Genomic DNA, 22,027 nt, shown 5'->3' on the forward strand with positions numbered 1-22,027 from the left:
CGGAGCGTGGCAGGATCCGGCCATGAACCGCAGCGCGATCATCTTCCACGGCACCGGCGCCAACCCGGACGTCTGCTGGCTGCCCTGGCTCCGGCGCCGGCTGACCGAGCGAGGGTACGCGGTCGAGGCGCCACACTATCCGGGGCTGAACGTCGAGCCGATCGAGACCTTCCTGCCCAAGGTGCTGGCGAACCACACCTTCGACGCCGGCACGGTGCTGGTCGGCCACTCCGGCGGCGCAGCCTTGCTGCTCGCCCTGCTCGAGCACCTGGACGTCACCGTGGCGCAGGCCGTCCTGGTCGCGGGCTATGCGACGGAACCCAACGAGAGCGAGGAACCCGTCCTGCAGCAGGCCTACGACTGGCCGGCGATCCGGTCGCACGTCCGCGACCTGGTCTTCCTCAACTCACCGGGTGATCCCTACGGCTGTGACGACCGGCAGGGCCGGGCGATGTTCGACCGGCTCGGCGGCACCTTGATCATCAGGGACGGCGGCCACTACGACGACCTCGACGCGTTCGACCTGCTGGACCGCCTGATCGCCTGAGCGCCGAGGGCGGTCGGCGAAGCTCGCGCTCATGCGCGGCGGGAATCCGGTCAGGAACCGCGGTCGAACGACCGGAGCGTCAGGCGGTGCCGAGGACGAGACCGGGCAGTTCGCGCAGGGTCTTGATGCGGTGGCGGGCACCGGTGAAGTCCTGGGACCCGGTGAAGTCGTGGTGCACGATGGCGCAATCGATCCCGGCCGCGACCGCGGACGCGAGGCCGCGGGCGGAGTCCTCGATGATCAGGGTCTCCGCCGGGTCGGCGCCGAGGCGGTCCAGGCCGGTCAGGTACGGCTCCGGATGCGGCTTGGCGTGCCGGTAGTCCTCGAGGGTCAGGACGAACTCCATGAACGACGTGATCTTCCGCTGCTCGTGGATGATCTCGAAGTCCGCTCGCCGCGACGTCGTCACGATCGCCATCCGGACGTGCTGGGACAGTTCCGTCAGGGTCTCGATGACGCCGTCGATCTCGATGGCCTCCGTGCGCAGATACTCCTGGTAGTAGGCATCGCGGACCTCGCGCTGCCGATCGATGGTCTGCTCGTCGATGCCGGCCGCCCCGGCCTGGGCCCAGGTGGCGCCTCCCTGCGGCATGTCCCCCGCAGGTACTGCTGCCGATCCTGGGTGAGGCCGATGTCGGCCAGGGCTCGCTCGCCGGCCCTGAAGTACCAGAGCTCCGTGTCGACCAGGACGCCGTCATGATCGAAGAGGAGGCACGTCTTCATCCCGGGATCGTAGCCGGACCGAGACGACGACCTGCCCCTTGGCGTCCTGTTCCGCGGTCGCGTGCCCGGCCCGGTTCGCCCCGTCGAGTTCGATCATGATCGGCCCACCCCCGTCGAGGAAGTTGCGCCACCAGCGCTTCCGCTCCGGCATCATCACGCCGATGATCACCCGGTCGCCGTCGCGCCGGAACGCGACCGGCGTGCTGAAGGTCCGTCCGGAGCGACGTCCGGTATAGGTCACGATGGTCAGGCTGCGCTTGAGCCAGGGGCCGAGCGGCGAGGCGTCGCGGAGGCGGAGGATGAAGGTGTTGAACCGGTCGGCGGCCTTTCGGGGAAAGGTCTTCGCAGTCGGCACGGTGACTCCCATTCGCTTGTTGATCATGAACCTTGCGTTCACCGTACCCGGCCTAAGTGGAGAACCCCATCCACTTAGCTAAAGTGAGAAGCATGACCGATCAGCACTCTCGGATCGCCGTTGATGATCAGCTCGAGCCGTCGCTGCGGGCCGACGCGCAACAGAATCGTGATCGCATCCTCGAGGCCGCCCGGGTCCTGTTCGCCCAGCGCGGCCTGGAGGTGCCGATGGCGGCGATCGCCCGCCGGGCCGGCGTCGGCGTCGCGACCCTCTACCGCCGGTTCCCGACCAAGGAGGATCTGGTCACCGCGTCCTTCGCGGAGCGGTTCGAGCACTGCCTGATCATGTTCGGCGAGGCCAAGGTGGACCCGGATCCGTGGCGGGCGTTCTGCACGGTGATCGAGGCGGTGTGCGCGCTGCAGGCGGAGGATCGCGGCTTCCGGGCGGTGCTCAGCGCGACGCTGTCCGGTACGGCCTACCTGGACGAGGCCCGGACCCACTTCGTCGAGAGCTTCGGCATTCTGGTCCGCCGGGCGCAGCGGGCCGGCGGGCTCCGCCGCGACTTCTCCCCGGACGACCTGTCGCTCATCCTGCTGGCCAACGGCGGCATCGTCGCGGGCACGCCAGAGGCGGCCGTGGCGGCGTCGCGACGCCTGGTCGGCTACCTGCTCGACTCCTTCCGGGCCGATCGGAGCGAGCCTGCTCGGCTGTCACCGCCGGTCCAGTTGGACCTGATCGCCGCGGTCCGCAGTGGCGGCTGATCGAAGATCACGAGGTCAGTCGGTCGCCAGATCAGGCAGTACGGAAGCTCGGCGGCGCCCCCACTCGAGCGCGCTGGCGATGCCGTCGGCGAGCGACTGCTCGGTCCGCCAGTCGAGCAACCGCCGGGCCTTGTCCACGTTTGCGTAGGCGCCGATCGCGTCCCCCGGCCGCGGCGGCTTCTCCCGGGTCGGCACCGGGCGGCCGTAGACCTCCTCGAAGGTCGCCAGCAGTTCCCGGACCGTGACGCCGGAGCCGGTGCCGAGATTGATCACCGAGCTCGGCGCGCCCTCGGCGGCGAGCACCTCGTCGAAGCGTTCCACGGCGGCGACGTGGGCGCGGGCCAGGTCCCAGGCCCCGATGTAGTCGCGCAGGCCGGTGCCGTCCCGGGTCGGCAGGTCGGTGCCGGTGATCTCGAACGCGTCGATCCGCCCCTCCGCGGCCGCGACCAGCCGGCCGAGCACGTGCGACGGCACCGGGTCGTAGATGCCGGTCCGGAAGTCGGGATCGGAGCCGATCGGGTTGAAGTAGCGCAGCATGATCGTCCGCAGGTCGGTCGCCTCGGCCAGGTCCCGCAGTGCCATTTCCATGATCATCTTGGTCCGCGCGTACGGCGACGTCGGCGCCAGCGGCGCCGACTCGTCCACCTCGAACCGATCACTGAAGGCGTAGATCGAGGCCGACGACGAGAACACCAGCCGCGGCCGGCCGAGGTCGACCAGGTTCTGGCACAGTTCCAGCGACTTGGTCACGTTGTTCACGTAGTAGCGGTACGGCTCCCGGACACTCTCCGGGACCACGATCAGTGCGGCACAGTGGATCGTGCAGTCGATCTGCTGGTCGGCGACGATCTTCTCCAGTAGGGCCCGGTCGGCGATGTCGCCCTCGTAGAAGACCCGGCCGGCGACGAACTCGCGGCGCCCCTTCACCAGATTGTCCAAGATCACCGGCTGGTGGCCGGCCTGCTCCAGTGCGGTGCCGATCATGCTGCCGAGGTAGCCGGCTCCGCCGGTCACGAGAACTCTCACGGCCCCGAGTCTAGACAGCCCGACCCGGACCGTCCCGACCTCGACCCGGACCCATCCCATCGCCGCGCGGGCCGGCGGCTGATGTAAAGGGTGTTTGACACGCCTGACAAGCGTGCTTTACATTCACGGCATGACGACGACTCCCGACCTGGTGTCCTCGACCGCGCCGGATCCGGCCGCGGCGACCGGCCGTCCCGGGCCGCTGTCCGCCCTGGATCGGCTCCCGGTCCTGTCGCTGCCGGTGCTGACGGGGCTGCTGCTGCTCCGGACGGCGCTGCTGTTCGCACTGGTCGGCGTGCTCCGGCTGGTCCTGCCGGACTCCTGGCCCGACGGGCTGATCCTGACGAACGCACTGATCATGGTCGTCGACGTGGCCACTCTCGGTGCCGTGATCATGGTGCTGCGGCGCGGCCGAGTCGGGCTCGGCGAACTGCTCGGCCGGTTCCGGGCCAGGGACCTGCTCTGGACGGTGCTGATCACGGTGATCACCCTGGCCGGGTTCCTGGTGGCGAGCTTCACGGGCAACCTGATCGCCTATGGCGGTCCGCCGCCCCTGGGCGGAGAAACCCTGGCCGTGCCGCTCTGGGTCGGCGTCGGCGCGATCCCGGCGGCGCTCACCATCGGGGTGGCCGAGGAGGCGCTCTACCGTGGGGTGGGGCAGGACCAACTGACCCGCCGGCTCGGCGCCCTGCCCGCACTGGTGATCGTCTCCGGGTTCTTCGCCCTGCAACACGTTCCGCTGGCTCTGCTGTCCGGCCCGGCGGTGCTGGCGAAGGTGATCATGACCTTCCTGGTCGGCCTGCTGCTGGGCGCTCTGATGATCAAGCTACGCCGGCTGTGGCCGCTGATCGTCGCCCACGCCGTGGTCGATCTGATCTTCCTCAGCCTGCCGACCCTGCTGCTGGCGCTCGCATGAACGGCGTCGGGCGCCGGTACCTGATCGAGTTCTCGGTCGCGATCCTCGGCTATTCCGGCCTGCTGGTCCTGTCGATCGTCCTGGTCCGGGCCGCCGGCGACGGGCCGTGGCGCTGGCCGGCCGTGCTGATCCCGGTGCCGGCCATGATCGCCGTGGTGTGGGCGGTCGTGCGCCAGCTCCGGCGGAGCGACGAACTGCAGAGCCGGATCAGCGTCGAGGCGCTGGCGATCGGCTTCGCGATCGGGTCCCTGGTGACCTTCACGTACGGCTTCCTGCAGTTGGCCGGCGCTCCGCAGCTGTCCTGGTTCTTCGTCTGGCCCGTGTACGCGGCCGGCTGGCTGATCGGCGCCGTGGTCGCACGGCGGCGCTACTGAGTCGGAGCGCCGGGTGCGCAACCTGATCCGGCAGCTGCGGACCGAACGCGGCTGGACCCAGGCCGATCTCGCCGAACGGCTCGAGGTGTCCCGGCAGACGATCAACTCGCTGGAGAAGGGCCGCTACGACCCGAGCCTGCCGCTGGCCTTCCGGATCGCCCGGGTGCTCGGCCGGCCGATCGAGGAGATCTTCGAGGAGGACTGATCGCCGGGTCCCGGAAGTCGATCATGAAGGCTTGATCCAGCTCACCGCGGAGACCAGTGCGTCGCTGGCGGCGTCGCGGACCCGGCGCAGCTCGCGGGAGCGTAGGTCGGACTCCCAGGACGAGATCGTGCCGCCGTCGTCGCTCAGTGCCAGGTCCGCGGCGGCCAGCATCCGCAACGCCTTGGCGATCGCGTTGCGCTGCAGCGGTGGATAGCCGGGCGCCCAGACCGAGATGTCGGGCGGGCGCCAGCCGGCCATCGCGCCGCCGGCCAGGTCGAGCGTCTCCAGGGTCCGGGCCGCCTCCAGCACCGCCTCCCGGAGCGCCCGTTCGCTCTCGTACGGACTCGGCGGCGGAGCGGGCAGTGTCGCGTTGAACACCCGCCACTGCAGTGCCCGGCCGACTCGGATCGGCACCAGTCCCAGCTCGCCGCCGCTGGCCAGCACGGCGGCCCCGGCGGACAGGGCCGCGGTGTTGAACTCGACCGGGCCGCGCAGTCCGCCGAGCACGCCGGGGCGGGGCAGCGCCAGTTGCCACTGGGCTCGTTCCACCACCAGGCAGCGCGGCAGCGCCCGCTCCCAGGTGATCGCCCGCGTGCTGTCGACGTCCAGCAGATCGTCGGGATCGACGACATGGTGGGCCACATCACCGGCCACGATCTGGGTCGCCGCCACCTCAACACTGACCCGGTTCGCCAGCAAAGCGTTGAGGTGCGTCGTCAACCGGACCGACGCATCAACCTCCATCCCGCTGAGCTTAGTGGCGCGGCCCGCCGAATCGACCAGCGAGGTTCAACGTTCCAGGGCGCGGCGCCGGTCGGTCTGCAGCGCCTTCGCCAGTCTCCGCAGGTCGCCCCGGCTCGGATGGCGTACCCGGAGCGTGCCCATGCCGACCGAGCCGCGCAGCACCAGGACCGGCTTGCCGGGCGTCGGTGTCGAGGTGATCTTGGACTTCGCCGAACCCCACGAGGTGGAGAGCCGGTCGGTGTTCGCGGCCCAGCCCTCCGGCACCACGATCACCACGGTGCCCATCGACGCGGTCACTTCGATGTCGATCACCCGGGCCCGGGTGGTGGCCTGCAGGCAGTTCAACCGGACCGTGCCGGCCCCGGCGTTGATCCGGATGAACGGCGGCAGTTCCCATTCGCCGGTCCGGGTCACCGACGAGAAGCCGCCGTCCAGGATGAGCGGATCGTCCTCGGAGAACCCGGGCAGCTGCGGCAGCGGAGCCTCGGCCAGCGGGGCCGGTTCGGGGTCGACGCCGCCGAGATCGACGAACAGCGCGTCCAGGTCCGCGTAGGTCCGGGCGGAGAGCGCTCGTTCCAGCCGCTCCTCCATCTCCTCCAGGGTGATCCGGCCGTCGGCGGCCGCATCGCGCAGCGCCTCGACGGCGGCGTCGCGTTCGGAATGGCCCACCCGGATTCGCTCCCGGCCGCTCTCGGTCATGACGACAGGGTAGATCAGCAACGCTGTCGTGATCCGCCTGCTCCTCAGGTCTCCGCTCGCCCGGCGGACCGGCCCGGTAGGTTTGTCGCATGGTGGCAGTGGCGGACCTGGCCGGGGTGAGCATCGTGCGGGGAGGCACGAAGCTGCTCGATGATGTCGACTGGGCCGTCGACGAAGCCGACCGGTGGGTCGTGATCGGCCCGAACGGCGCCGGAAAGACCACCCTGCTGCAGATCCTGGCCGCTCAGCTGCACCCGACCTCCGGGGTCGCCGGGCTGCTCGGCGAGGTGCTCGGCACCGTCGACGTGTTCGAGTTGCGGCCCCGGATCGGCCTGGCCTCGGCGGCCCTGGCCGACCGGATCCCGAAGGGCGAGCGGGTCCACGACGTCGTGGTCTCGGCGTCGTACGCGGTGCTCGGCCGCTGGCGCGAGGACTACCACGCACTTGATCATGACCGGGCCTCCGCGCTGCTCCGTCAGCTCCGGGTCGATCACCTGGCCGACCGTACGTTCGGCACGCTGAGCGAGGGCGAGCGGAAGCGGGTCCAGATCGCCCGCGCCCTGATGACCGATCCCGAGCTGCTGCTGCTCGACGAGCCGGCCGCCGGGCTCGACCTGGCCGGCCGTGAGTCGCTGGTCCGGACCCTCGGCGAGCTCGCCCAGGATCCGGCGGCGCCGGCCTCGGTGCTGGTCACCCACCATGTCGAGGAGATTCCGGCCGGGATCACGCATGCGTTGCTGTTGCGGGAGGGCAAGGTGATCGCGGCCGGGCCGCTGCGAGAGACCCTGACCGCTGAGACACTCAGCGAGACGTTCCGGCTGCCGCTCGCGCTGGCCGAGGTCGACGGCCGGTGGACAGCGCGTTCGGCGAACGGTCGAGGGGGTGTCGGATGAACCTGTTGGACTGGCTCGGCGATCACGTCTGGGCGATCTGGCTGGCGTTGGCGCTGCTGCTCGGGATCGCGGAGATCCTGTCGCTCGACCTGGTGTTGATCATGCTCGCGGTCGGTGCCCTGGCCGGTGCCGGCGTGGCTGTGGTCGCGCCCGACCTCTGGTGGCTGCAGATCGGCGTCGCCACCGCGGTCTCCTTGATCACGTTGCTGCTGCTGCGGCCCACCCTGCTGGACAAGGTGCGCAGCATGCCGGGCTACCGGTCGTCGACGGACCGGCTGCTCGGCGCCTCCGGGGTGGCGACCTCGGCGATCGACAAGACCGGCGGGGAGGTCAAGCTCGACGGGATCAGTTGGTCCGCCCGGCCGTACGACACCTCGATGGTGATCGAAGAGGGCACCGAGATCGAGGTGTACGAGATCGACGGCGCCACCGCCGTCGTCTATCCGAAGCATGATCAACTTCCGTAACCAGACTGCGCACAGCCAGGAGAGGTAACCGTGGATCCACTATCCGTCATTCTCGGGATCATCGTCATCGGCCTGGTGGTCGTCCTGCTCGGCAGCGCGATCAAGGTGGTACGGCAGCAGCGGGTCGCGGTGGTGGAACGCCTCGGCAAGTTCCGCCGGACGCTCGACCCGGGGCCGCACCTGCTGATCCCCGTCGTCGACAAGGTCCGCTACAACATCGACATGCGGGAGACCGTCGTCCCGTTCCCGCCGCAGGGCGTGATCACCGAGGACAACCTGATGGTCAACATCGACTCGGTGATCTACTTCCAGGTGATCGACCCGGTCCGGGCCGCGTACGAGGCGCAGAACTACATCCAGGCCATCGAACAGCTGACCCAGACCACGCTGCGCAACATCATCGGCGGGCTCGATCTGGAGCAGACGCTGGTCAGCCGCGAGGAGATCAACGGCAAGCTCCGGGTGGTGCTCGACGAGGCGACCGGCAAGTGGGGGATCAAGGTCAACCGGGTCGAGCTGCGCTCGATCGAGCCGCCGGCGACGATCCGGGACGCGATGGAGAAGCAGACCCGGGCCGAGCGGGACAAGCGGGCCGCGATCCTGACCGCCGAAGGTCACCGGCAGTCGCAGATCCTGGCGGCCGGCGGTGAGAAGGAGTCGGCGATCCTGCGGGCCCAGGGCGACCGCGAGGCCGCGGTGCTCCGGGCGCAGGCCGACCGGCAGTCCCAGATGCTGCGGGCCGAGGGTGAGGCGCAGGCGATCACGACCGTGTTCAACGCGATCCACGCGGGCCAGCCGGACCAGTCGCTGCTGTCGTACCAGTACCTGCAGATGCTGCCGGCGATCGCCCGCGGTGACGCGAACAAGGTCTGGGTGATCCCGAGCGAGATCGGCAAGGCGCTGGAGGGCCTCGGCGGCGCGGTCAGCTCCGCGGTGTCCAGCATCCCGACCATCGACAAGGGCGAGTTCAAGGCGCCGGAGAAGGTCGACGTGCAGGCCGAGATCGCGCAGCAGAACGCGGAGGAGGCCGAGAAGTCGGAGCGCACGGTGCAGCAGGCGATCGCCGAGGCCCGGCAGCTGGAGAAGCCGCCTCGGCCGGGGCTCGCGTCCCCGACCACCCCGCCCGCGCTCGGTCGCCAGACCGCCCAGCCGCCGGCCGCCCAGCCGCCGGCCGCCCAGCCGGAGCCGGCCGAGCCGGCGCCGTCCTTCGAGCCGCCGGTGCAGCAGCAGCCTCAGCCCGGGCCGTTCTCGCCGCCCGCCGCGCCGCCGCAGGGGCCGGGCGGGCCGGGTCCCGAGACGCCTTCCCAGCCGAATCAATAAATCCATCGTTGTTATGAAAAGCTGGGGTCATGCATTTCGACCCAGTCCTCGTCCGGCGCCGCCTTGGACGACTGCTGCCGGAGCGCCTCCGCCCGGCCGTCTACCCGCACACCCATGCGCTCACCGTCGAGCGGTACGACGTCGACGGTGAGCCGATTCCCGTCGCCGACGGGCTCGCGGCCGGCTATCAGCCGACCGAGGTGGGCGCCGCCTGGGGTTCGCCCTGGGCCACCACCTGGTTCAAGCTGACCGCCGAGATCCCGGCCGACTGGTCCGGCCAGGACCTGGAGATCCTGGTCGACCTCGGCTTCGAGGGCACCGGGCCGGGCTTCGCCGCCGAAGGGCTGGCGTACCGGCCGGACGGGACGCCGATCAAGGGCCTGCACCCGTACAACCACTGGCTGCCGGTCGAGCCGGGCAGTGACCGGATCGAGGTGTACGTCGAGGCCGCCTCGAACCCGCAGATCACGATGCGCGTGCCGACCCTGCTCGGCGACGTGCAGACCGCGCCGGCCGAGCCGATCTACCGGCTGGCCAAGGCCGAGCTGGCCGTCGTCGACGCCGAGGTACGCGAGCTGGTCGCCGACTTCGACGTGCTCGGCCAGCTGGCCGAGGAACTCCCCGCCGACGACGCCCGCGGCGCCCAGCTGTGGGCGACGATCTCCGACGCGCTGGACGCGATCGACCTGCACGACATCTCCGGCACGGCGGCGAAGGCGCGGGAGATCCTCGCCGTCGCGCTGGCCAAGCCGGCCAACGCGAGCGCGCACCGGCTGACCGCGGTCGGCCATGCCCACATCGATTCGGCCTGGCTGTGGCCGCTCCGCGAGACCGTCCGCAAGGTCGCCCGGACCGCGTCCAACGTGGTCCAGCTGATGGATGATCATCCGGAGATGATCTTCGCGATGTCGCAGGCGCAGCAGTTGGCCTGGATCGAGGAGCACCGGCCCGAGGTGTTCGCCCGGGTCAAGGAGAAGATCGCGGCCGGGCAGTTCGTCCCGGTCGGCGGCATGTGGGTCGAGTCCGACACCAACATGCCGGGCAGCGAGGCGATGGCCCGCCAGTTCATCCACGGGAAGCGTTATTTCCAGGAGAAGTTCGGCATCGACACCCAGGAAGTCTGGCTGCCCGACTCGTTCGGCTACTCGGCCGCGCTGCCGCAGTTGATCAAGCTCAGCGGCTCGAGGTGGTTCCTCACCCAGAAGATCTCCTGGAACAAGACCAACCTGTTCCCGCACCACACGTTCTGGTGGGAGGGCATCGACGGGTCCCGGATCTTCACCCACTTCCCGCCGGTCGACACCTACAACTCCGACCTGTCCGCCGGCGACCTGGCCCGGTCCGCCCGCCAGTTCGCCGACAAGGCGCGGGCCAACCACGCGTTGGCCCCGTTCGGGTACGGCGACGGCGGCGGCGGCCCGACCCGGGAGATGCTGGCCCGGGCGGCCCGGACGGCCGACCTGGAAGGCTCCTCGCGGGTGGCGATCGAGAAGCCGGAGGTCTTCTTCCAGAAGGCGTTCGACGACTATCCCGATGCGCCCGTCTGGTGGGGCGAGCTCTACCTGGAGATCCACCGCGGTACGTACACCTCGCACGCCAAGATCAAGCAGGGCAACCGGCGCAGTGAGCACCTGCTCCGCGAGGCCGAGCTGTGGGCGACCACGGCCGCCGTGCAGCACGGCGCCGAGTACCCGTACGACGCGCTGGACCGGCTCTGGAAGATCGTGCTGCTGAACCAGTTCCACGACATCCTGCCGGGCTCGTCGATCGCCTGGGTGAACCGGGAGGCGCGCGCCACGTACCAGCGGGTCGGCGAGGAACTGGAAGAGTTGATCACCGCCTCGCTCGGTGCCCTGGGCACCGGCGAGGGCCAGGCCACGGTCAACGCCGCACCGCACGCCCGCAACGGCGTACCGGCCCTCGGCGGGTCCGCGACCGGCGAGGCGGCACCGGCGACGGTGACCGCGAGCGGCAGCGGATTCCTGCTGGACAACGGAATCGTCAGCGCGATCATCGGCGCCGACGGCCTGATCACGAGCGTGGTCGATCATGGGACCGGCCGCAACGCGATCACGCCGGGAGGGGTCGGCAACCTGCTCCAGCTGCACCCGGACGTGCCGAACGACTGGGACGCCTGGGACGTCGACGCCTTCTACCGCAACACGGTCGTCGATCTTCGCGACGCCGAGTCGGTGTCGGTCGCCGACGACGTACCGGCGGGGATCCGGGTCGTCCGCAAGCACGGCGACTCGACGTTCACCCAGCTGATCAGCCTGGCCCCGGGCGCCCGGGCGCTGGAGATCACCACGGACGTGGACTGGCAGGAGCGGGAGACCTTCCTCAAGGCCGGCTTCGAGCTCGACCTGCGTGCCGAGGTGTCCAGCTCGGAGACCCAGTTCGGCCACGTGAAGCGGCCCACCCACGAGAACACCAGCTGGGACGCGGCGAAGTTCGAGATCTGTGCGCACCGGTTCCTCCATGTGGCCGAGCCCGGCTACGGGGTGGCGCTGGTCAACGACTCGACGTACGGCCACGACGTCACCCGGACCGTCCGCGAGGACGGCGGCACGTCGACCACGGTCCGGCTCTCCCTGCTCCGCGCCCCGCGCTGGCCGGACCCGGAGACCGACCTCGGCCAGCACCGGCTCCGGTACGCCATCGTGCCCGGTGCCGAGATCGCCGACGCGGTGCGTGAGGGCTACGCGATCAACCTGCCAGAGCGGACCGTCGCCGGCGGCGGTGTCGAGCCGTTGATCACGGTCGACAACCCGTCCGTGGTGGTGGAGTCGATCAAGCTCGCCGAGGACCGCAGCGGCGACGTCGTGGTGCGGCTCTACGCGGCGGACGGCGGCCGGGCCACGGCCAACGTCCACGCGACGTTCGCCGCGACTGCCGTGACCACGGTCGATCTGCTGGAGCGCCCGCTGACCGACGCGGACGGCCTGTCCAGCACCACCCCGGCCGACCTGTCGCTGTCCTTCCGCCCGTTCCAGATCGTCACCCTCCGCTACTCCCGCTGAACAAACCCGCCGACCGGTCACCAAAGCAGCGTTCTGTACGGCGTGTCGCTGCACACGTGACCGGTCGGCGGGTCGGGGGAGTGTGGTCAGCCGGCGGGGAGGAGAACCGCCGGCTTCAGAGCCTCCTCGCACCACTGCCGGAACGTGGTCGGCGAACGCGTTTCCGGCGTGCGCTCGACTCCGCGATCGAGCCCGTTCCGCTTGGCCTGTGCCATCTCGACCATCCCGTCGGCCATCGCCGGCGTCCGGCCGGAGTTGATCATGAACTCCCGGTACGCGGCGTCCGGCACCTGCCGGTAGCGGACCGGCCGGCCGATCACCTCGGAGATGATCATGGCCTGGTCGTCGGGGGACAGGTCCTCGGGACCGAGCAGCGGGACCTCGGCCACGCCGGACCAGGCCCGGTCGAGCAGCAGCCGGGCCGCGGCGTCCGCGATGTCGCGGGTGGCGCAGGCCGGGTCCGGGCGATCGCCCGGCAGCGGCCCGGTGATCAGCCCGTGGTCGCGGATCGACGCCGCCTGCCAGGCGAGGTTGTCCATGAAGGACGGCAGCGCCAGGGCTCGATAGCCGGCTCCGCTGGCGGCGATCAGGTCGTCCGCGGCGAGCGTCGCGGTGACCAGACCGGCCCGACCGGCCGGTGCCGTTCCGCGGCCCAGGGCCGAGATGCCGACCACCCGGGGCACCCGGTGATCATGGAAGGCCTCCGCGGCCGGCCGGGTGAAGTCGACGAACGCCGACTCCAGGCTCTCGGCCCGCGGGTTGGGCGGGATCAGCCAGAAGACGGCGTCGGCGCCCTCGACGGCGCGTCGCACGGTGTCCCGGTCGCCGTGTGATCCGGTGATCACCTCGACCCGGTCGCGCAGGCCCGCGGGCAGCTTGTCCGGGTCGCGGGCGATCACCCGTACCTTCTCGTGGTCGACGACGCGCTGCAGGACCTGCCGGCCGAGCTGGCCGGTCGGTGTGGTGATGATGATCATGGACTCAGTCAACGCGCGCGAAGCCCGGTGCTGAAGGATCACCTTGATCACGATTGATACCTTGGCGGTATGAGTGACCTCGAGGTACGCGAGCTGCGGTACTTCGTCGCGGTCGCCGAGGAGTTGCACTTCGGCCGCGCGGCCGAACGGCTCGGCATCGCCCAGCCGCCGCTGTCCCGCGCGATCCTCCGGCTCGAGCGGAGGCTCGAGGTGCCGCTGTTCCGGCGGACCACGAGGGAGGTCACCCTCACGCCGGCCGGGGAGTCACTGCTCGTCGATGCCCGGATCGCGCTCGACGCGGTGACCGCCGCCGAGCGGAGGGCTCGGAACCTCGGCCGGCCGACGCCGACGCTGCGGGTCGCCTTCAAGGCGGACTTCGACGCCGGCCTGTTGCCGTCGATCCTGGAGGCATTCGACCGGGACCCCGAGGCCCGCCCGGTGGAATTGATCATGGGCGGCCGCGGCGATCAGGTCCGGGCGCTGCGCACCGGCGCCGCCGACGTGGCGCTCCTGCCGACCCCGTTCGACGAGGACGGCCTGGACTGGGAGCCGCTGCTGACCGAGTCCCGGCTGCTCGCGGTGGCGGCCACGGACCCGCTGGCCGGCCGGGGCGACCTCCGGCTGACCGACCTCGCCGGACGCGTGCTGCCGGACGGCTGGCCCGCCGATCGGGGTGACCAGCCGGTGACCGGCACCCCACCGCCGAGTCCGTCGGTGCCGGGGCTCACCGGCCCACTGGACCTGGCCCAGATCTACAACCTGGTCGCGCTCGGCCGGGTCGTCTGGTTCGTGCCGCGGTCGATCATCCAGCGCAACCCGCGGCCGGACATCGCCTACCGGGAGTTGGTCGATCTGCCGTCGACGACGCTCACGGTGGCGTGGCCCCGGACCGCCCGGGACCGCGCCGTCGCCGCCTTCGTCCGTACCGCCGCCGATGTGGTCAGGAGCGTTGGCGTTCACGCCGGAACGTGACGCCGCCGTGCCGGATCTTGATCTTGGTCGAGGCTCAGTCGCCGATGGCCAGCTTGATCACTTCCGCGCCCGGCAGCCGGGCGGCGTCGGGACCGGACAGGGCGAGCTTGCTGCCGCGGATGCCGCTGCCGACGACGATCCACGGCTGCTCGGTGACCGCCGCGTCGACCAGCACCGGCCAGTCGGCCGGCAGTCCGATCGGGGTGATCCCCCCGTACTCCATGCCGGTCCGGCTGACCGCGTCGTCCATCGGGGCGAAGGAGATCTTGCGGACGTCGAGGTGCTTGCGGACCACCCGGTTGACGTCGGCGCGGTCCGTGGCGAGCACCAGGCAGGCCGCGGTCCGTTCGGTCTCGGCGCGGCGGCCGGACACCACGACACAGTTGGCGGAGGCTTCGAGCGGCACCTCGTACGCCTCGCAGAAGGCGGCCGTGTCGGCGAGGGCGGCGTCGATCGGGGCGACCCAGGCCGGCAGGCCGAGCCCGGCCAACGCGGCGACCACGGGCGGAGCGAGCAGGTCCGGGTGATCGGCGGCCGGCGCCCAGTCCAAGGTGCCGACAGCGGGCATGTTGGAGTTCTCGGTCATCGGGGTCAGGGTAGCCGTACGTAGCGGCCGGGCGTGACGCCGAGTACCCGCCGGAAGTGCCGGGTCAGATGGGATTGATCATGAAACCCGACCTCGGCCGCGACGTCGGCGGGCCGGTGACCGGCGAGCAGCAGGTGCCGGGCCAGGTCGATCCGCCGGCCGGTCAGGTACTGGTGCGGCGGCAGCCCGTACTCGGCGGCGAAGCTGCGGACCAGGTGTTCCGGACTGGCCTGCAGCAGCCCGGCCGCCTCGGTGAGTCCCAGCCCGGTGCGGACCCGGTCGTCGAGCAGAGTGCGCAACCTGGCCGCCAGCGGGCGGTCCCGGACGGGTCTCGGCGCCGCGTCCGCGCGGTCCAGATGAGCCTGCACGCGTTCCCGGATCAGCGCCCACCGGCTCTCCGACTCGAGCCGCTCCGGCGCGGCCAGCACACCGTGCAACCGATGGATCCGGTCCCGCAACGCCGGATCCCGCAGCGTCGGCCGGTCCACCCCGGCGCCGACCCCGCGCAGTTGGTCCGGCTCCAGGTAGAGCACCCGTTTGACGAAACCGGTCCGGGTCGCCGGGTGCCCGTCGTGCGGCACGCCGGGCGGCAGCAACGTCACCAGCTCGGTCGTGCTGCCGTGATCCTGCCCCTCCAGCCGGTACCCGATCGCGCCCTCGTCGACGATCAACAGGGTCCAGTCGGCATGCGTGTGCCGCGGGTACGCGTGGTCGGTGAACCGCGCGTGGAACACCTCGGCGATGCCCGTGGCCTGCGGGCGCCAGGCCGCGATCTCGGTATCGGGCGCCATATCAAGAACGTACAAGATCGGACCTGAGCGGCCGGGGCACGCTGGCCGGGTGCGCTTCGACACCAAGATTGCCGTCCTGCTCGCCGACGACCTCGCGGCCTGGCAGCGGCTGAACGTGACCGCCTTCCTGGCCAGCGGGATCGCCGCGGCCGACCCGGCCCTGATCGGCGAGCCGTACGCGGACGCCGACGGCACCGGCTATCTGCCCCTGTTCCGGCAACCGGTGATGATCTTCGCCGCCGACCGCGAGACCGTCCGGGCCGCGCACGGCCGCGCCCTGACCCGTGACGTCGCCCTGGCGATCTACACCCAGGAGATGTTCTCGACCGGCCACGACGCCGACAACCGCGCCGCCGTCGCTGCCGTACCCACGGAGAAGCTCGACCTGGTCGGCATCGCCGTCCACGGCGGCCGCTCCGCGGTCGACAAGATCATGAAGGGCGCCCGCATGCATCCGTGACGGAAGGCTCGACATCGGACTGCATACTCGGTATGGTCTGCTGAAACATACCGAGTATGTAGGGAGTCCCGAATGTCGATCAGGCACAGTCTGCTGGCCCTGCTCAGTGAGGGTCCGCAGTACGGCGCTCAACTGCGGAGCGAGTTCGAGACACGTACCGGCGGCACCTGGCCGTTGAACATCGGTCAGGTCTACACGACCCTGGCCCGCCTCGAGCGGGACGGACTCGTCGGCAGCAGCGGTGACGGAGACGACCGTACGATCCAGTACCGGCTCACCGACGCGGGCGAGCAGGAGATCCAAGCCTGGTGGCGGACGCCGGTGGGCCGGGATGCCGCGCCGCGCAACGAGTTGGTGATCAAGCTTGCGCTGGCCGTGACCGTCGACGGGGTCGACGTCGCGAAGGTCGTGAACACCCAGCGCGCTGCGTCGATGCGCGGGCTCCAGGAACTGACCCGACTGAAGCGCGCCTCCGCCGAAGATCGTCATTCGGGCATTCGTGATCTTGCCTGGGATCTCGTGATCGAGAACCTGATCTTCGCTGCCGAGGCGGAGTTGCGGTGGCTCGATCACGTCGAGTCGCGGCTCGCCGCGCAGCCGCGGGTCCGGCGGAAGAAACCATCGGAGGCGACGCGCGAGACCGAGCGGGCATCATGATCAGCCCCGAACTGCCGGCCGTGGCGCTGGACCGCGCCAGCAAGGTGTACGGCAGTGGTGAGCTGGCCGTGCCGGCGCTCCGCCAGGTCAGCCTGACGGTCCACCCGACCGAACTGGTCGCGGTCATGGGCCCGTCGGGCTCGGGCAAGTCGACGTTGTTGAACCTGGCCGGTGGACTGGATCAGGCGAGCTCCGGCAGCGTGGTGATCAACGGGACCGACACCGCACGACTGTCCCGGCGCGGGCTGGCCGAGTTGCGCCGGCGCAGCGTGGGCCTGGTGTTCCAGGACTTCAATCTCGTGCCGGCCCTGACCGCCGCCGAGAACGTCGCGTTACCGGTGGAGCTGGACGGGACATCGGCCCGGCAGGCCCGGAAGCAGGCCATCGAGGCGCTGCAGAGCGTCGGAGTGGCTGCCGACGACGCGGACCGGTTCCCGGACCAGTTGTCCGGCGGGCAGCGACAGCGAGTGGCGATCGCCCGGGCCCTGATCGGCGACCGGCAAGTGATCTTGGCCGACGAACCGGCCGGGGCGTTGGACACCAAGGGCGGCGACGCCGTGCTGGGCGTGATCCGGGACCGGTGTGACGCCGGGGCTGCCGGCATCCTGGTCACCCACGACGCGCGGCACGCGGCCTGGGCCGATCGGGTGATCTTCCTCAGGGACGGCTCGATCGTCGATCCGGTGGCCGAATCCGACAGTGTGGAAAGGCTGCTCAGTGATGTCCGCTGAATCCCCCAAGCGAAGCAGCCGGCTGGTGCGCTGGTGGCACGGCTGGCGGATGGCCCTGAAGATCGGGCTGCGGGACAGCCGGCGGCACCGCGGCCGCAGCATCCTGGTGATGATCTTGATCGGCGTTCCGGTTCTGATCATCACGGCAGGGCTGACCACTTACGGCACCTGGGAGAATCGGGAGGGCGACTGGGCACGGGCTGATTTCGGCTCGGCTCAGGCCATCGTCCGGACCAGTACGTACGCGCTGGAGCCCCAGGCGGTCAACCAGGATCCGTACGGCGGCTATCTGGGCAGCGACGGACCGGTCCGGCCACGGCCCGGCAAGGATCCGACAGACCCGTGGACCGCGGCCGAACTCGCCGGGCTGCTCGATGGGTCCGAGATCGCCACCCTCTCCGACGGCCGGCTCGTGTCGTTCAGCGGGCCTAGTCCGGTCCAGCTCCGGAGCCTGATGGTCGACTCGCTGGCGATCGCCGACTTCGGGATCGCCGAACTCGTCGAGGGACGCTGGCCCACCAAGCCGGGCGAGATGGTGGTGACGGACCGGGCCGTCCGACCTGGAGTGCCGCGGTCCGGTGCCATGGCGATCACGGTCGATGGCGTCGAGCAGCAGGTGTCGGTGGTCGGGGTGGTCCGGGCGCAGGTGAGTGCCGGCTGGGAGGTGCTGCTGTCCGCGCCGGTCTCCGACGAGGGCGACTCCCGGTTCCTGGTGCAGCGACCCGGGCCGGTGACCTGGGCCGACGTGCGCGAGTTGAACGGTTACGGCCTGACCGTGCAGAGCCGGGCGGTGATGGACGCTGCACCGCCTTACGCAGAACAGTCGTCGGGGGATCCGCTCGATCTGGAACAACGGACGGCGGCGACGATCCAGACGGCCGCGGCCTCGGTCGGCATCCTGATCGAGGTTGCACTGCTGGCCGGCCCGGCCTTCGCCCTGGGGGCGGCCCGGCAGCGCCGGATCTGGGCGTTGATCGCGGCCTGCGGAGCCGACCGGCGCCAGCTGCGGCGGATCGTCCTCGGTCAGGCCGCGGTCCTCGGCGGAGTGGCGGCGGTGATCGGCGCCGTACTCGGTCTCGCGGTGAGCCCGGCTGTGACGCACCTGCTGTGGTGGTCGGGAGCGATCCCGTACTACGGCTCCTGGCGGCCGCCGCTGCCCGTGATCGGCGCCGTGATCATCGCCGCGGTCGTGGCCGCCGTCATCGCGGCCCTCGGCCCGGCGCGGGCGGCCAGCCGCCGAGACGTGGCCAGCACGTTGACCGAACGCTGGGAACCACCGCGCGCTCGGAGCGCGACCGCGTGGGTCGGTGCCGGGCTGGTCGTGCTGGCGACGGTGGCCATGATCATCGCCGGGACCCTCGGGCACGGTCTTGTCTGGGCCTGGCCCACGGTGATCGCGGGCTGCGTCGTGCTGACCGTCGGCGGCCTGATGATCATCCCCGCGCTGGTCCGGGCCTGGGGGCGGGTCGGGCATCGGTCGCCGGTGTCACTCCGGCTCGCCGCCCGGGATCTGGGCCGGCACCACCAACGCTCGGTGCCGGCCATCGCGGCGATCGCTGCGGCGACGGCTGTCCTGGCCGGCCTAGGAATCCTGTTCGCGAGCCAGACCGCGCTGGCGGAACGGGTGCACACCCCGGTGACGACGCCGGGGCAGGCGGTGCTGCGGACGTACGGGGGCGCCGCGGAGCTGCAGCATTCGCTGAACCGGGTCAAGGCGGAGTTCCCGGACTGGAACTACCTGGAACGGAACCAGGTCTCCGGCTACATCGGCCTTGATCAGGAGTCCTTGACCACCTTGGTTCCGGTCCCCGCCGGCTGCCAGGAGGCCGAGGTCGTACGGGCCATGGATCGTGAGGACTGGTCGACTCAGGAACCCTGCCTGACCCACGACGCCCCGAACTCCGCGCCGCTCGTCCAGGACATCCCGCCGGGAGAACGTGCGCTGGCGCCGGCGTCGGCGGCGGCATTGCAGGCAGGAAAGGTCCTGATCACCGATCCGGACCTGGTGGTCGACGGGAAGGTCCGGTTGATCACGGTCAAGCGCAGCCTGGCGGACTCAGGATCGACAGTGGTGATCCGGCGCGTCGAGCTCCCGGCTGTGGCCGTCGACCCGGCGAGCCTGGTCGGCACGCTGCATCACACGGCGAACAAGCTCCAGGAACCGTACGGCTGGATGCTCCCCCGGACCGCCGACGCGTACCAACTGGCCCACGAGCTCGACCGGGCGCTGTTCGGTCCGGCGGGTCGTGACATCACCCCGGCCGAAGAGGACCGGATCAAACAGGTGATCGATCCCGAGTTGAGGCTGACCGTCGAACGCGGCCATGTGAACGAGTTCCAGCCGCCGTTCCTGCTCTTCCTGGTGCCGGCCGGACTGCTGGTGCTGCTCGCGGCGGTGGTGGCCACCGCGCTGGCTCAAGTGGACGGCCGGGCAGAGCAGACGACGCTGGCCGCGGTCGGTGCCGGACCGGCCGTACGACGGGGTCAGGCGGCGGCCCAGGCACTGCTCCTGTCGGCGACCGGGATGATCTTCGGCGCGCTGGCCGGTGTCGTGCCGGGGATCGCGATCGCGCTGCTGGACCAGCCGCCCGGGGCTGTCGCCCCGGGCCCGCAGCTCGCCGGGCCGTGGCTGGAACTCTCGCTGTTGATCATCGCTGCGTCGGCGGCCGCCGCCGGGATCGCCGCCCTGACTGTGACCGGCCAGCCCTTGACCCGGCGGCCCACCTGAACCGGACCTGGCAGGATCACGGCGCGAGGCGGGTGAGCAGGCGTCGTACGGCGTGCGAGTCGCTGCTCTGCCTGGTGATCATGAAGGCTCCGACCTGACGCTGCCTTCCATGGCGGGTGATCATGACCGTTGCGGCTCGGCCGCCGGCGGCCGGCGGAACGAGGTGAACAGGCGGCGGACGGCGGACCGGTCGCCGACGATCGCGATCTCCTCGAGCTCCAGGGTCAGGTCCAGCGCCCGCCCGGCGTAGACCAGGTCGCGCAGCACGTCGGGAGTCGTGGCGATCACCGCATCCGGGTCGGTCGCCGGGCCGCGGGCCACCTCGATGCCTGTACCGGTGATCACCCGGAACTGGTCCAGCTCGAACTGGATCTCGTACGTGCGGCGACGCTTCGAGCGGGCCGGCGGCAGGTAGGTCGCGCGCAGGGCGAACATCAGGGCGTCGGTGCTCAACTCGTTGACGGTCAAGATCGGCAGATCACTTCCCCAACGAGCAAGACTGAGCAGCACCGGCTCAAGTTCACGGCCGAGCCGGGTCAGCTGGTAGGCCATCACCTTCGCCGGCGGCCCGAGCCGCACCCGCTCCACCACCTCGTGCCGCTCCAGCTCCCGCAGCCGCTGCGCGATCACGTTCTGGCTCGCATCGGGCAGTCCATGGCGCAGGTCGGTGAACCGCTTCGGCCCGAAGATCAGCTCCCGGACCAGCAGCAACGCCCACCGTTCGCCGACGATGTCCAACGCCCGAGCGATCCCGCACGGATCGTCGTAAGTCCGCTCCCCGCGTCCCGGCAACCGTGGCCCCCTTCCATCTGCTGGTCTATAGTCAGCACTAATTAGTCCTAAGTTAGCACCAAGGATGGGAGCGGGCATGTTCACGGGGCAGGAGTTGGAGTATCTGGGGTCGCAGCCGTTGGCGCGGCTGGCGACGCTGGGGGAGGGTGAGCAGCCTGATGTCATGCCGGTGGCGTTCGAGGTCGACGGGGATCGGATCTGGGTCGGCGGGGGTGGGGCGAGTGTGTTGGCGACCCGGAAGATGCGCAACGTGACGGCCGGCCGGCTCCGGGTGGCGTTGGTGGTCGACGATCTGGTCTCGTTCGACCCGTTCGTGGCGCGTGGGATCCGGATCTACGGTCTTGCCGAGCCGCCGGTGGAACGGATCGGGATGGTCGGGCCCGGGCATTATCTCAAGATCACGCCGACCGTCTCGTGGAGCTGGAATCTCGAGGGGGAGCCGGTCGGCGAGACCTGGTACGAGGCGCGCCGCACCGTTCACGCGGAGGGGGATTCATGATCAAGGTCACAGGCACGGTCCGGTCGGCGGACGGGACATCGATCGCCTATCAGCAGCAGGGCGACGGGCCGGTGCTGATCATGGTCGGCGGCGGGTTGGACGACGGTTCGGAGAACGCGCCGTTGGCGGCCGAACTGGCGGACGCGTTCACGGTGATCAACTACAGCCGGCGAGGTCGCGGGGACAGTACGGACACGGCGCCCTACGCGCTCGAGCGGGAGCTGGAGGACCTGGCCGCGCTCGCCGCCGCAGCCGGCCCGAACCCGGTCCGGCTGTTCGGTGCGTCCTCCGGCGGAGCGCTCGCACTGGAGGCGGCGGCCGGCCTTGCCGTGGAGCGGGTCGCGGTGTACGAGGTGCCGTACCTGATCGGCGACGAAGCGGTCCGCAGCTGGCGCGACTACGTGGCCGACGTGACCGCGATCGTCGCGGACGGGCGCTCGGACGACGCCCTGGCCCGGTTCATGAAGCTGGCCGGGATGGACGAGGCGGACATCGAGGCCGCGCGGGGTTCGAGCGAGTGGGTCGCGTCGAGCGCGCTGGCGCACACTCTGCCGTATGACGCCGCCTGTCTCGGTGACGGTTCTCCGCCGGAGCGCTTCGCGGACCTGGCGGTGCCCGTGCTGGTGATCATCGGCGACCAGGGCCGGCCGCTCTTCGAGCCGGCAGCCGTCGCGCTGGCCGAGCTGCTGCCGAACGCGACCCGGCAGGACCTCGATGGCCAGGGGCATGTCGCGGATCCGGCGGTGCTGGCGAAGACGGTGCGCGGATTCCTCGCCGGCTGAGG

25 protein-coding genes are annotated in these 22,027 nt (G+C 70.7%); 16 read left to right on the top strand and 9 right to left on the bottom strand.

Going from position 1 to position 22,027, the window contains the following annotated elements:
- Nucleotides 1–22 precede the first annotated feature (22 nt).
- A complete protein-coding gene (locus AC6CCG_RS06655; RefSeq protein ID WP_496653688.1) occupies nt 23–547 on the top strand; it encodes an alpha/beta hydrolase in 525 nt (174 codons plus the stop codon).
- Between the two features lie 79 nt (nt 548–626).
- Here AC6CCG_RS06655 and AC6CCG_RS06660 read toward each other — a convergent pair whose 3' ends face one another.
- Together AC6CCG_RS06660 and AC6CCG_RS06665 are read right to left on the bottom strand one after the other, a co-directional pair.
- Complete coding sequence (locus AC6CCG_RS06660; protein WP_496653689.1) at nt 627–1,139, bottom strand: HAD family hydrolase; 513 nt, start codon at nt 1,137–1,139, stop codon at nt 627–629.
- Between the two features lie 102 nt (nt 1,140–1,241).
- Nucleotides 1,242–1,652, bottom strand: coding sequence for a nitroreductase/quinone reductase family protein (locus tag AC6CCG_RS06665; protein ID WP_496653690.1), 411 nt, complete (start codon nt 1,650–1,652; stop codon nt 1,242–1,244).
- A 65-nt stretch (nt 1,653–1,717) separates the two neighbouring features.
- Between AC6CCG_RS06665 and AC6CCG_RS06670 the strand changes: the two genes are divergently transcribed.
- Complete coding sequence (locus tag AC6CCG_RS06670; protein WP_496653691.1) at nt 1,718–2,386, top strand: TetR/AcrR family transcriptional regulator; 669 nt, start codon at nt 1,718–1,720, stop codon at nt 2,384–2,386.
- 15 nt (nt 2,387–2,401) lie between these two features.
- On the opposite strand, the gene galE is transcribed toward AC6CCG_RS06670, so the two are convergent.
- Nucleotides 2,402–3,412 (bottom strand): UDP-glucose 4-epimerase GalE, encoded by a 1,011-nt coding sequence (gene galE, locus AC6CCG_RS06675; protein WP_496653692.1) that lies wholly within the window; start codon nt 3,410–3,412, stop codon nt 2,402–2,404.
- 130 nt (nt 3,413–3,542) lie between these two features.
- On the opposite strand from galE, the gene AC6CCG_RS06680 reads away from it, so the two are divergent.
- The 3 genes from AC6CCG_RS06680 to AC6CCG_RS06690 are packed head-to-tail and all read left to right on the top strand — an operon-like array spanning nt 3,543 to nt 4,907.
- Nucleotides 3,543–4,328, top strand: coding sequence for a CPBP family intramembrane glutamic endopeptidase (locus tag AC6CCG_RS06680; RefSeq protein WP_496653693.1), 786 nt, complete (start codon nt 3,543–3,545; stop codon nt 4,326–4,328).
- A complete protein-coding gene (locus AC6CCG_RS06685; protein ID WP_496653694.1) occupies nt 4,325–4,702 on the top strand; it encodes a hypothetical protein in 378 nt (125 codons plus the stop codon). The genes AC6CCG_RS06680 and AC6CCG_RS06685 overlap by 4 nt, the downstream gene beginning before the upstream one ends.
- Nucleotides 4,703–4,715: 13 nt before the next feature.
- A complete protein-coding gene (locus tag AC6CCG_RS06690) occupies nt 4,716–4,907 on the top strand; it encodes a helix-turn-helix transcriptional regulator (RefSeq protein WP_496653695.1) in 192 nt (63 codons plus the stop codon).
- A 21-nt stretch (nt 4,908–4,928) separates the two neighbouring features.
- Here the strand turns inward: AC6CCG_RS06690 and AC6CCG_RS06695 are convergent, their stop codons facing one another.
- Nucleotides 4,929–5,651, bottom strand: coding sequence for an Rv1486c family protein (locus AC6CCG_RS06695; RefSeq protein WP_496653696.1), 723 nt, complete (start codon nt 5,649–5,651; stop codon nt 4,929–4,931).
- Between the two features lie 45 nt (nt 5,652–5,696).
- Nucleotides 5,697–6,350 (bottom strand): DUF1707 SHOCT-like domain-containing protein, encoded by a 654-nt coding sequence (locus AC6CCG_RS06700; RefSeq protein ID WP_496653697.1) that lies wholly within the window; start codon nt 6,348–6,350, stop codon nt 5,697–5,699.
- Between the two features lie 89 nt (nt 6,351–6,439).
- On the opposite strand from AC6CCG_RS06700, the gene AC6CCG_RS06705 reads away from it, so the two are divergent.
- From AC6CCG_RS06705 to AC6CCG_RS06720, 4 genes are read left to right on the top strand one after another with little or no spacing between them, the layout of a single operon-like run.
- The gene (locus tag AC6CCG_RS06705; RefSeq protein WP_496653698.1) at nt 6,440–7,243 is read left to right on the top strand and encodes an ABC transporter ATP-binding protein; all 804 of its coding nucleotides are present in this window, start codon (nt 6,440–6,442) and stop codon (nt 7,241–7,243) included.
- Nucleotides 7,240–7,710: an NfeD family protein gene (locus tag AC6CCG_RS06710; protein WP_496653699.1), complete on the top strand. Its 471-nt coding sequence runs from the start codon at nt 7,240–7,242 to the stop codon at nt 7,708–7,710. Before AC6CCG_RS06705 ends, AC6CCG_RS06710 begins: the two co-directional genes overlap by 4 nt.
- A 30-nt stretch (nt 7,711–7,740) precedes the next feature.
- Nucleotides 7,741–9,030 (top strand): SPFH domain-containing protein, encoded by a 1,290-nt coding sequence (locus AC6CCG_RS06715; RefSeq protein WP_496653700.1) that lies wholly within the window; start codon nt 7,741–7,743, stop codon nt 9,028–9,030.
- Nucleotides 9,031–9,059: 29 nt separating this feature from the next.
- A complete protein-coding gene (locus AC6CCG_RS06720; RefSeq protein ID WP_496653701.1) occupies nt 9,060–12,050 on the top strand; it encodes an alpha-mannosidase in 2,991 nt (996 codons plus the stop codon).
- Between the two features lie 86 nt (nt 12,051–12,136).
- On the opposite strand, the gene AC6CCG_RS06725 is transcribed toward AC6CCG_RS06720, so the two are convergent.
- A complete protein-coding gene (locus AC6CCG_RS06725) occupies nt 12,137–13,027 on the bottom strand; it encodes an NAD(P)H-binding protein (RefSeq protein WP_496653702.1) in 891 nt (296 codons plus the stop codon).
- A 69-nt stretch (nt 13,028–13,096) separates the two neighbouring features.
- Here AC6CCG_RS06725 and AC6CCG_RS06730 point away from each other — a divergent pair, with 69 nt between their 5' ends.
- Nucleotides 13,097–13,999, top strand: coding sequence for a LysR family transcriptional regulator (locus AC6CCG_RS06730; protein ID WP_496653703.1), 903 nt, complete (start codon nt 13,097–13,099; stop codon nt 13,997–13,999).
- 34 nt (nt 14,000–14,033) lie between these two features.
- Here the strand turns inward: AC6CCG_RS06730 and AC6CCG_RS06735 are convergent, their stop codons facing one another.
- Complete coding sequence (locus AC6CCG_RS06735) at nt 14,034–14,585, bottom strand: YbaK/EbsC family protein (protein ID WP_496653704.1); 552 nt, start codon at nt 14,583–14,585, stop codon at nt 14,034–14,036.
- 5 nt (nt 14,586–14,590) lie between these two features.
- A complete protein-coding gene (locus AC6CCG_RS06740; RefSeq protein ID WP_496653705.1) occupies nt 14,591–15,376 on the bottom strand; it encodes a helix-turn-helix transcriptional regulator in 786 nt (261 codons plus the stop codon).
- Between the two features lie 49 nt (nt 15,377–15,425).
- On the opposite strand from AC6CCG_RS06740, the gene AC6CCG_RS06745 reads away from it, so the two are divergent.
- The 4 genes from AC6CCG_RS06745 (at nt 15,426) to AC6CCG_RS06760 (ending at nt 19,952) form a co-directional block, all read left to right on the top strand.
- Complete coding sequence (locus AC6CCG_RS06745; RefSeq protein ID WP_496653706.1) at nt 15,426–15,836, top strand: DUF2000 family protein; 411 nt, start codon at nt 15,426–15,428, stop codon at nt 15,834–15,836.
- 72 nt (nt 15,837–15,908) lie between these two features.
- On the top strand, nt 15,909–16,493 hold the full coding sequence (locus tag AC6CCG_RS06750) for a PadR family transcriptional regulator (RefSeq protein WP_496653707.1): 585 nt from the start codon (nt 15,909–15,911) through the stop codon (nt 16,491–16,493).
- The gene (locus tag AC6CCG_RS06755) at nt 16,490–17,224 is read left to right on the top strand and encodes an ABC transporter ATP-binding protein (protein WP_496653708.1); all 735 of its coding nucleotides are present in this window, start codon (nt 16,490–16,492) and stop codon (nt 17,222–17,224) included. Before AC6CCG_RS06750 ends, AC6CCG_RS06755 begins: the two co-directional genes overlap by 4 nt.
- Nucleotides 17,214–19,952 carry an ABC transporter permease gene (locus tag AC6CCG_RS06760; protein WP_496653709.1) on the top strand — a complete coding sequence of 913 codons (2,739 nt, stop codon included), beginning with the start codon at nt 17,214–17,216 and terminating at the stop codon, nt 19,950–19,952. The genes AC6CCG_RS06755 and AC6CCG_RS06760 overlap by 11 nt, the downstream gene beginning before the upstream one ends.
- A 120-nt stretch (nt 19,953–20,072) precedes the next feature.
- Here the strand turns inward: AC6CCG_RS06760 and AC6CCG_RS06765 are convergent, their stop codons facing one another.
- The gene (locus AC6CCG_RS06765; protein WP_496653710.1) at nt 20,073–20,690 is read right to left on the bottom strand and encodes a winged helix-turn-helix transcriptional regulator; all 618 of its coding nucleotides are present in this window, start codon (nt 20,688–20,690) and stop codon (nt 20,073–20,075) included.
- Nucleotides 20,691–20,820: 130 nt separating this feature from the next.
- Here AC6CCG_RS06765 and AC6CCG_RS06770 point away from each other — a divergent pair, with 130 nt between their 5' ends.
- Nucleotides 20,821–21,243 (top strand): PPOX class F420-dependent oxidoreductase, encoded by a 423-nt coding sequence (locus tag AC6CCG_RS06770; RefSeq protein ID WP_496653712.1) that lies wholly within the window; start codon nt 20,821–20,823, stop codon nt 21,241–21,243.
- A complete protein-coding gene (locus AC6CCG_RS06775; protein WP_496653713.1) occupies nt 21,240–22,025 on the top strand; it encodes an alpha/beta fold hydrolase in 786 nt (261 codons plus the stop codon). Before AC6CCG_RS06770 ends, AC6CCG_RS06775 begins: the two co-directional genes overlap by 4 nt.
- Nucleotides 22,026–22,027: the final 2 nt, after the last annotated feature.

This window comes from Microlunatus sp. YIM B11417 (assembly GCF_059617205.1).

Excerpts from the sequence above, each read along its gene's own strand:
- AC6CCG_RS06680 (WP_496653693.1), top strand. The coding sequence starts at position 3,543 with ATGACGACGACTCCCGACCTGGTGTCCTCGACCGCGCCGGATCCGGCC.
- AC6CCG_RS06730 (WP_496653703.1), top strand. The coding sequence starts at position 13,097 with ATGAGTGACCTCGAGGTACGCGAGCTGCGGTACTTCGTCGCGGTCGCC.
- AC6CCG_RS06750 (WP_496653707.1), top strand. The coding sequence starts at position 15,909 with ATGTCGATCAGGCACAGTCTGCTGGCCCTGCTCAGTGAGGGTCCGCAG.
- AC6CCG_RS06775 (WP_496653713.1), top strand. The coding sequence starts at position 21,240 with ATGATCAAGGTCACAGGCACGGTCCGGTCGGCGGACGGGACATCGATC.
- AC6CCG_RS06705 (WP_496653698.1), top strand. The coding sequence starts at position 6,440 with ATGGTGGCAGTGGCGGACCTGGCCGGGGTGAGCATCGTGCGGGGAGGC.
- AC6CCG_RS06670 (WP_496653691.1), top strand. The coding sequence starts at position 1,718 with ATGACCGATCAGCACTCTCGGATCGCCGTTGATGATCAGCTCGAGCCG.
- AC6CCG_RS06735 (WP_496653704.1), bottom strand. The coding sequence starts at position 14,585 with ATGACCGAGAACTCCAACATGCCCGCTGTCGGCACCTTGGACTGGGCG.
- AC6CCG_RS06720 (WP_496653701.1), top strand. The coding sequence starts at position 9,060 with ATGCATTTCGACCCAGTCCTCGTCCGGCGCCGCCTTGGACGACTGCTG.
- AC6CCG_RS06660 (WP_496653689.1), bottom strand. The coding sequence starts at position 1,139 with ATGCCGCAGGGAGGCGCCACCTGGGCCCAGGCCGGGGCGGCCGGCATC.
- AC6CCG_RS06740 (WP_496653705.1), bottom strand. The coding sequence starts at position 15,376 with ATGGCGCCCGATACCGAGATCGCGGCCTGGCGCCCGCAGGCCACGGGC.
- AC6CCG_RS06665 (WP_496653690.1), bottom strand. The coding sequence starts at position 1,652 with ATGATCAACAAGCGAATGGGAGTCACCGTGCCGACTGCGAAGACCTTT.
- AC6CCG_RS06755 (WP_496653708.1), top strand. The coding sequence starts at position 16,490 with ATGATCAGCCCCGAACTGCCGGCCGTGGCGCTGGACCGCGCCAGCAAG.
- AC6CCG_RS06710 (WP_496653699.1), top strand. The coding sequence starts at position 7,240 with ATGAACCTGTTGGACTGGCTCGGCGATCACGTCTGGGCGATCTGGCTG.
- AC6CCG_RS06700 (WP_496653697.1), bottom strand. The coding sequence starts at position 6,350 with ATGACCGAGAGCGGCCGGGAGCGAATCCGGGTGGGCCATTCCGAACGC.
- AC6CCG_RS06760 (WP_496653709.1), top strand. The coding sequence starts at position 17,214 with ATGTCCGCTGAATCCCCCAAGCGAAGCAGCCGGCTGGTGCGCTGGTGG.
- AC6CCG_RS06770 (WP_496653712.1), top strand. The coding sequence starts at position 20,821 with ATGTTCACGGGGCAGGAGTTGGAGTATCTGGGGTCGCAGCCGTTGGCG.
- AC6CCG_RS06655 (WP_496653688.1), top strand. The coding sequence starts at position 23 with ATGAACCGCAGCGCGATCATCTTCCACGGCACCGGCGCCAACCCGGAC.
- AC6CCG_RS06685 (WP_496653694.1), top strand. The coding sequence starts at position 4,325 with ATGAACGGCGTCGGGCGCCGGTACCTGATCGAGTTCTCGGTCGCGATC.
- AC6CCG_RS06725 (WP_496653702.1), bottom strand. The coding sequence starts at position 13,027 with ATGATCATCATCACCACACCGACCGGCCAGCTCGGCCGGCAGGTCCTG.
- AC6CCG_RS06695 (WP_496653696.1), bottom strand. The coding sequence starts at position 5,651 with ATGGAGGTTGATGCGTCGGTCCGGTTGACGACGCACCTCAACGCTTTG.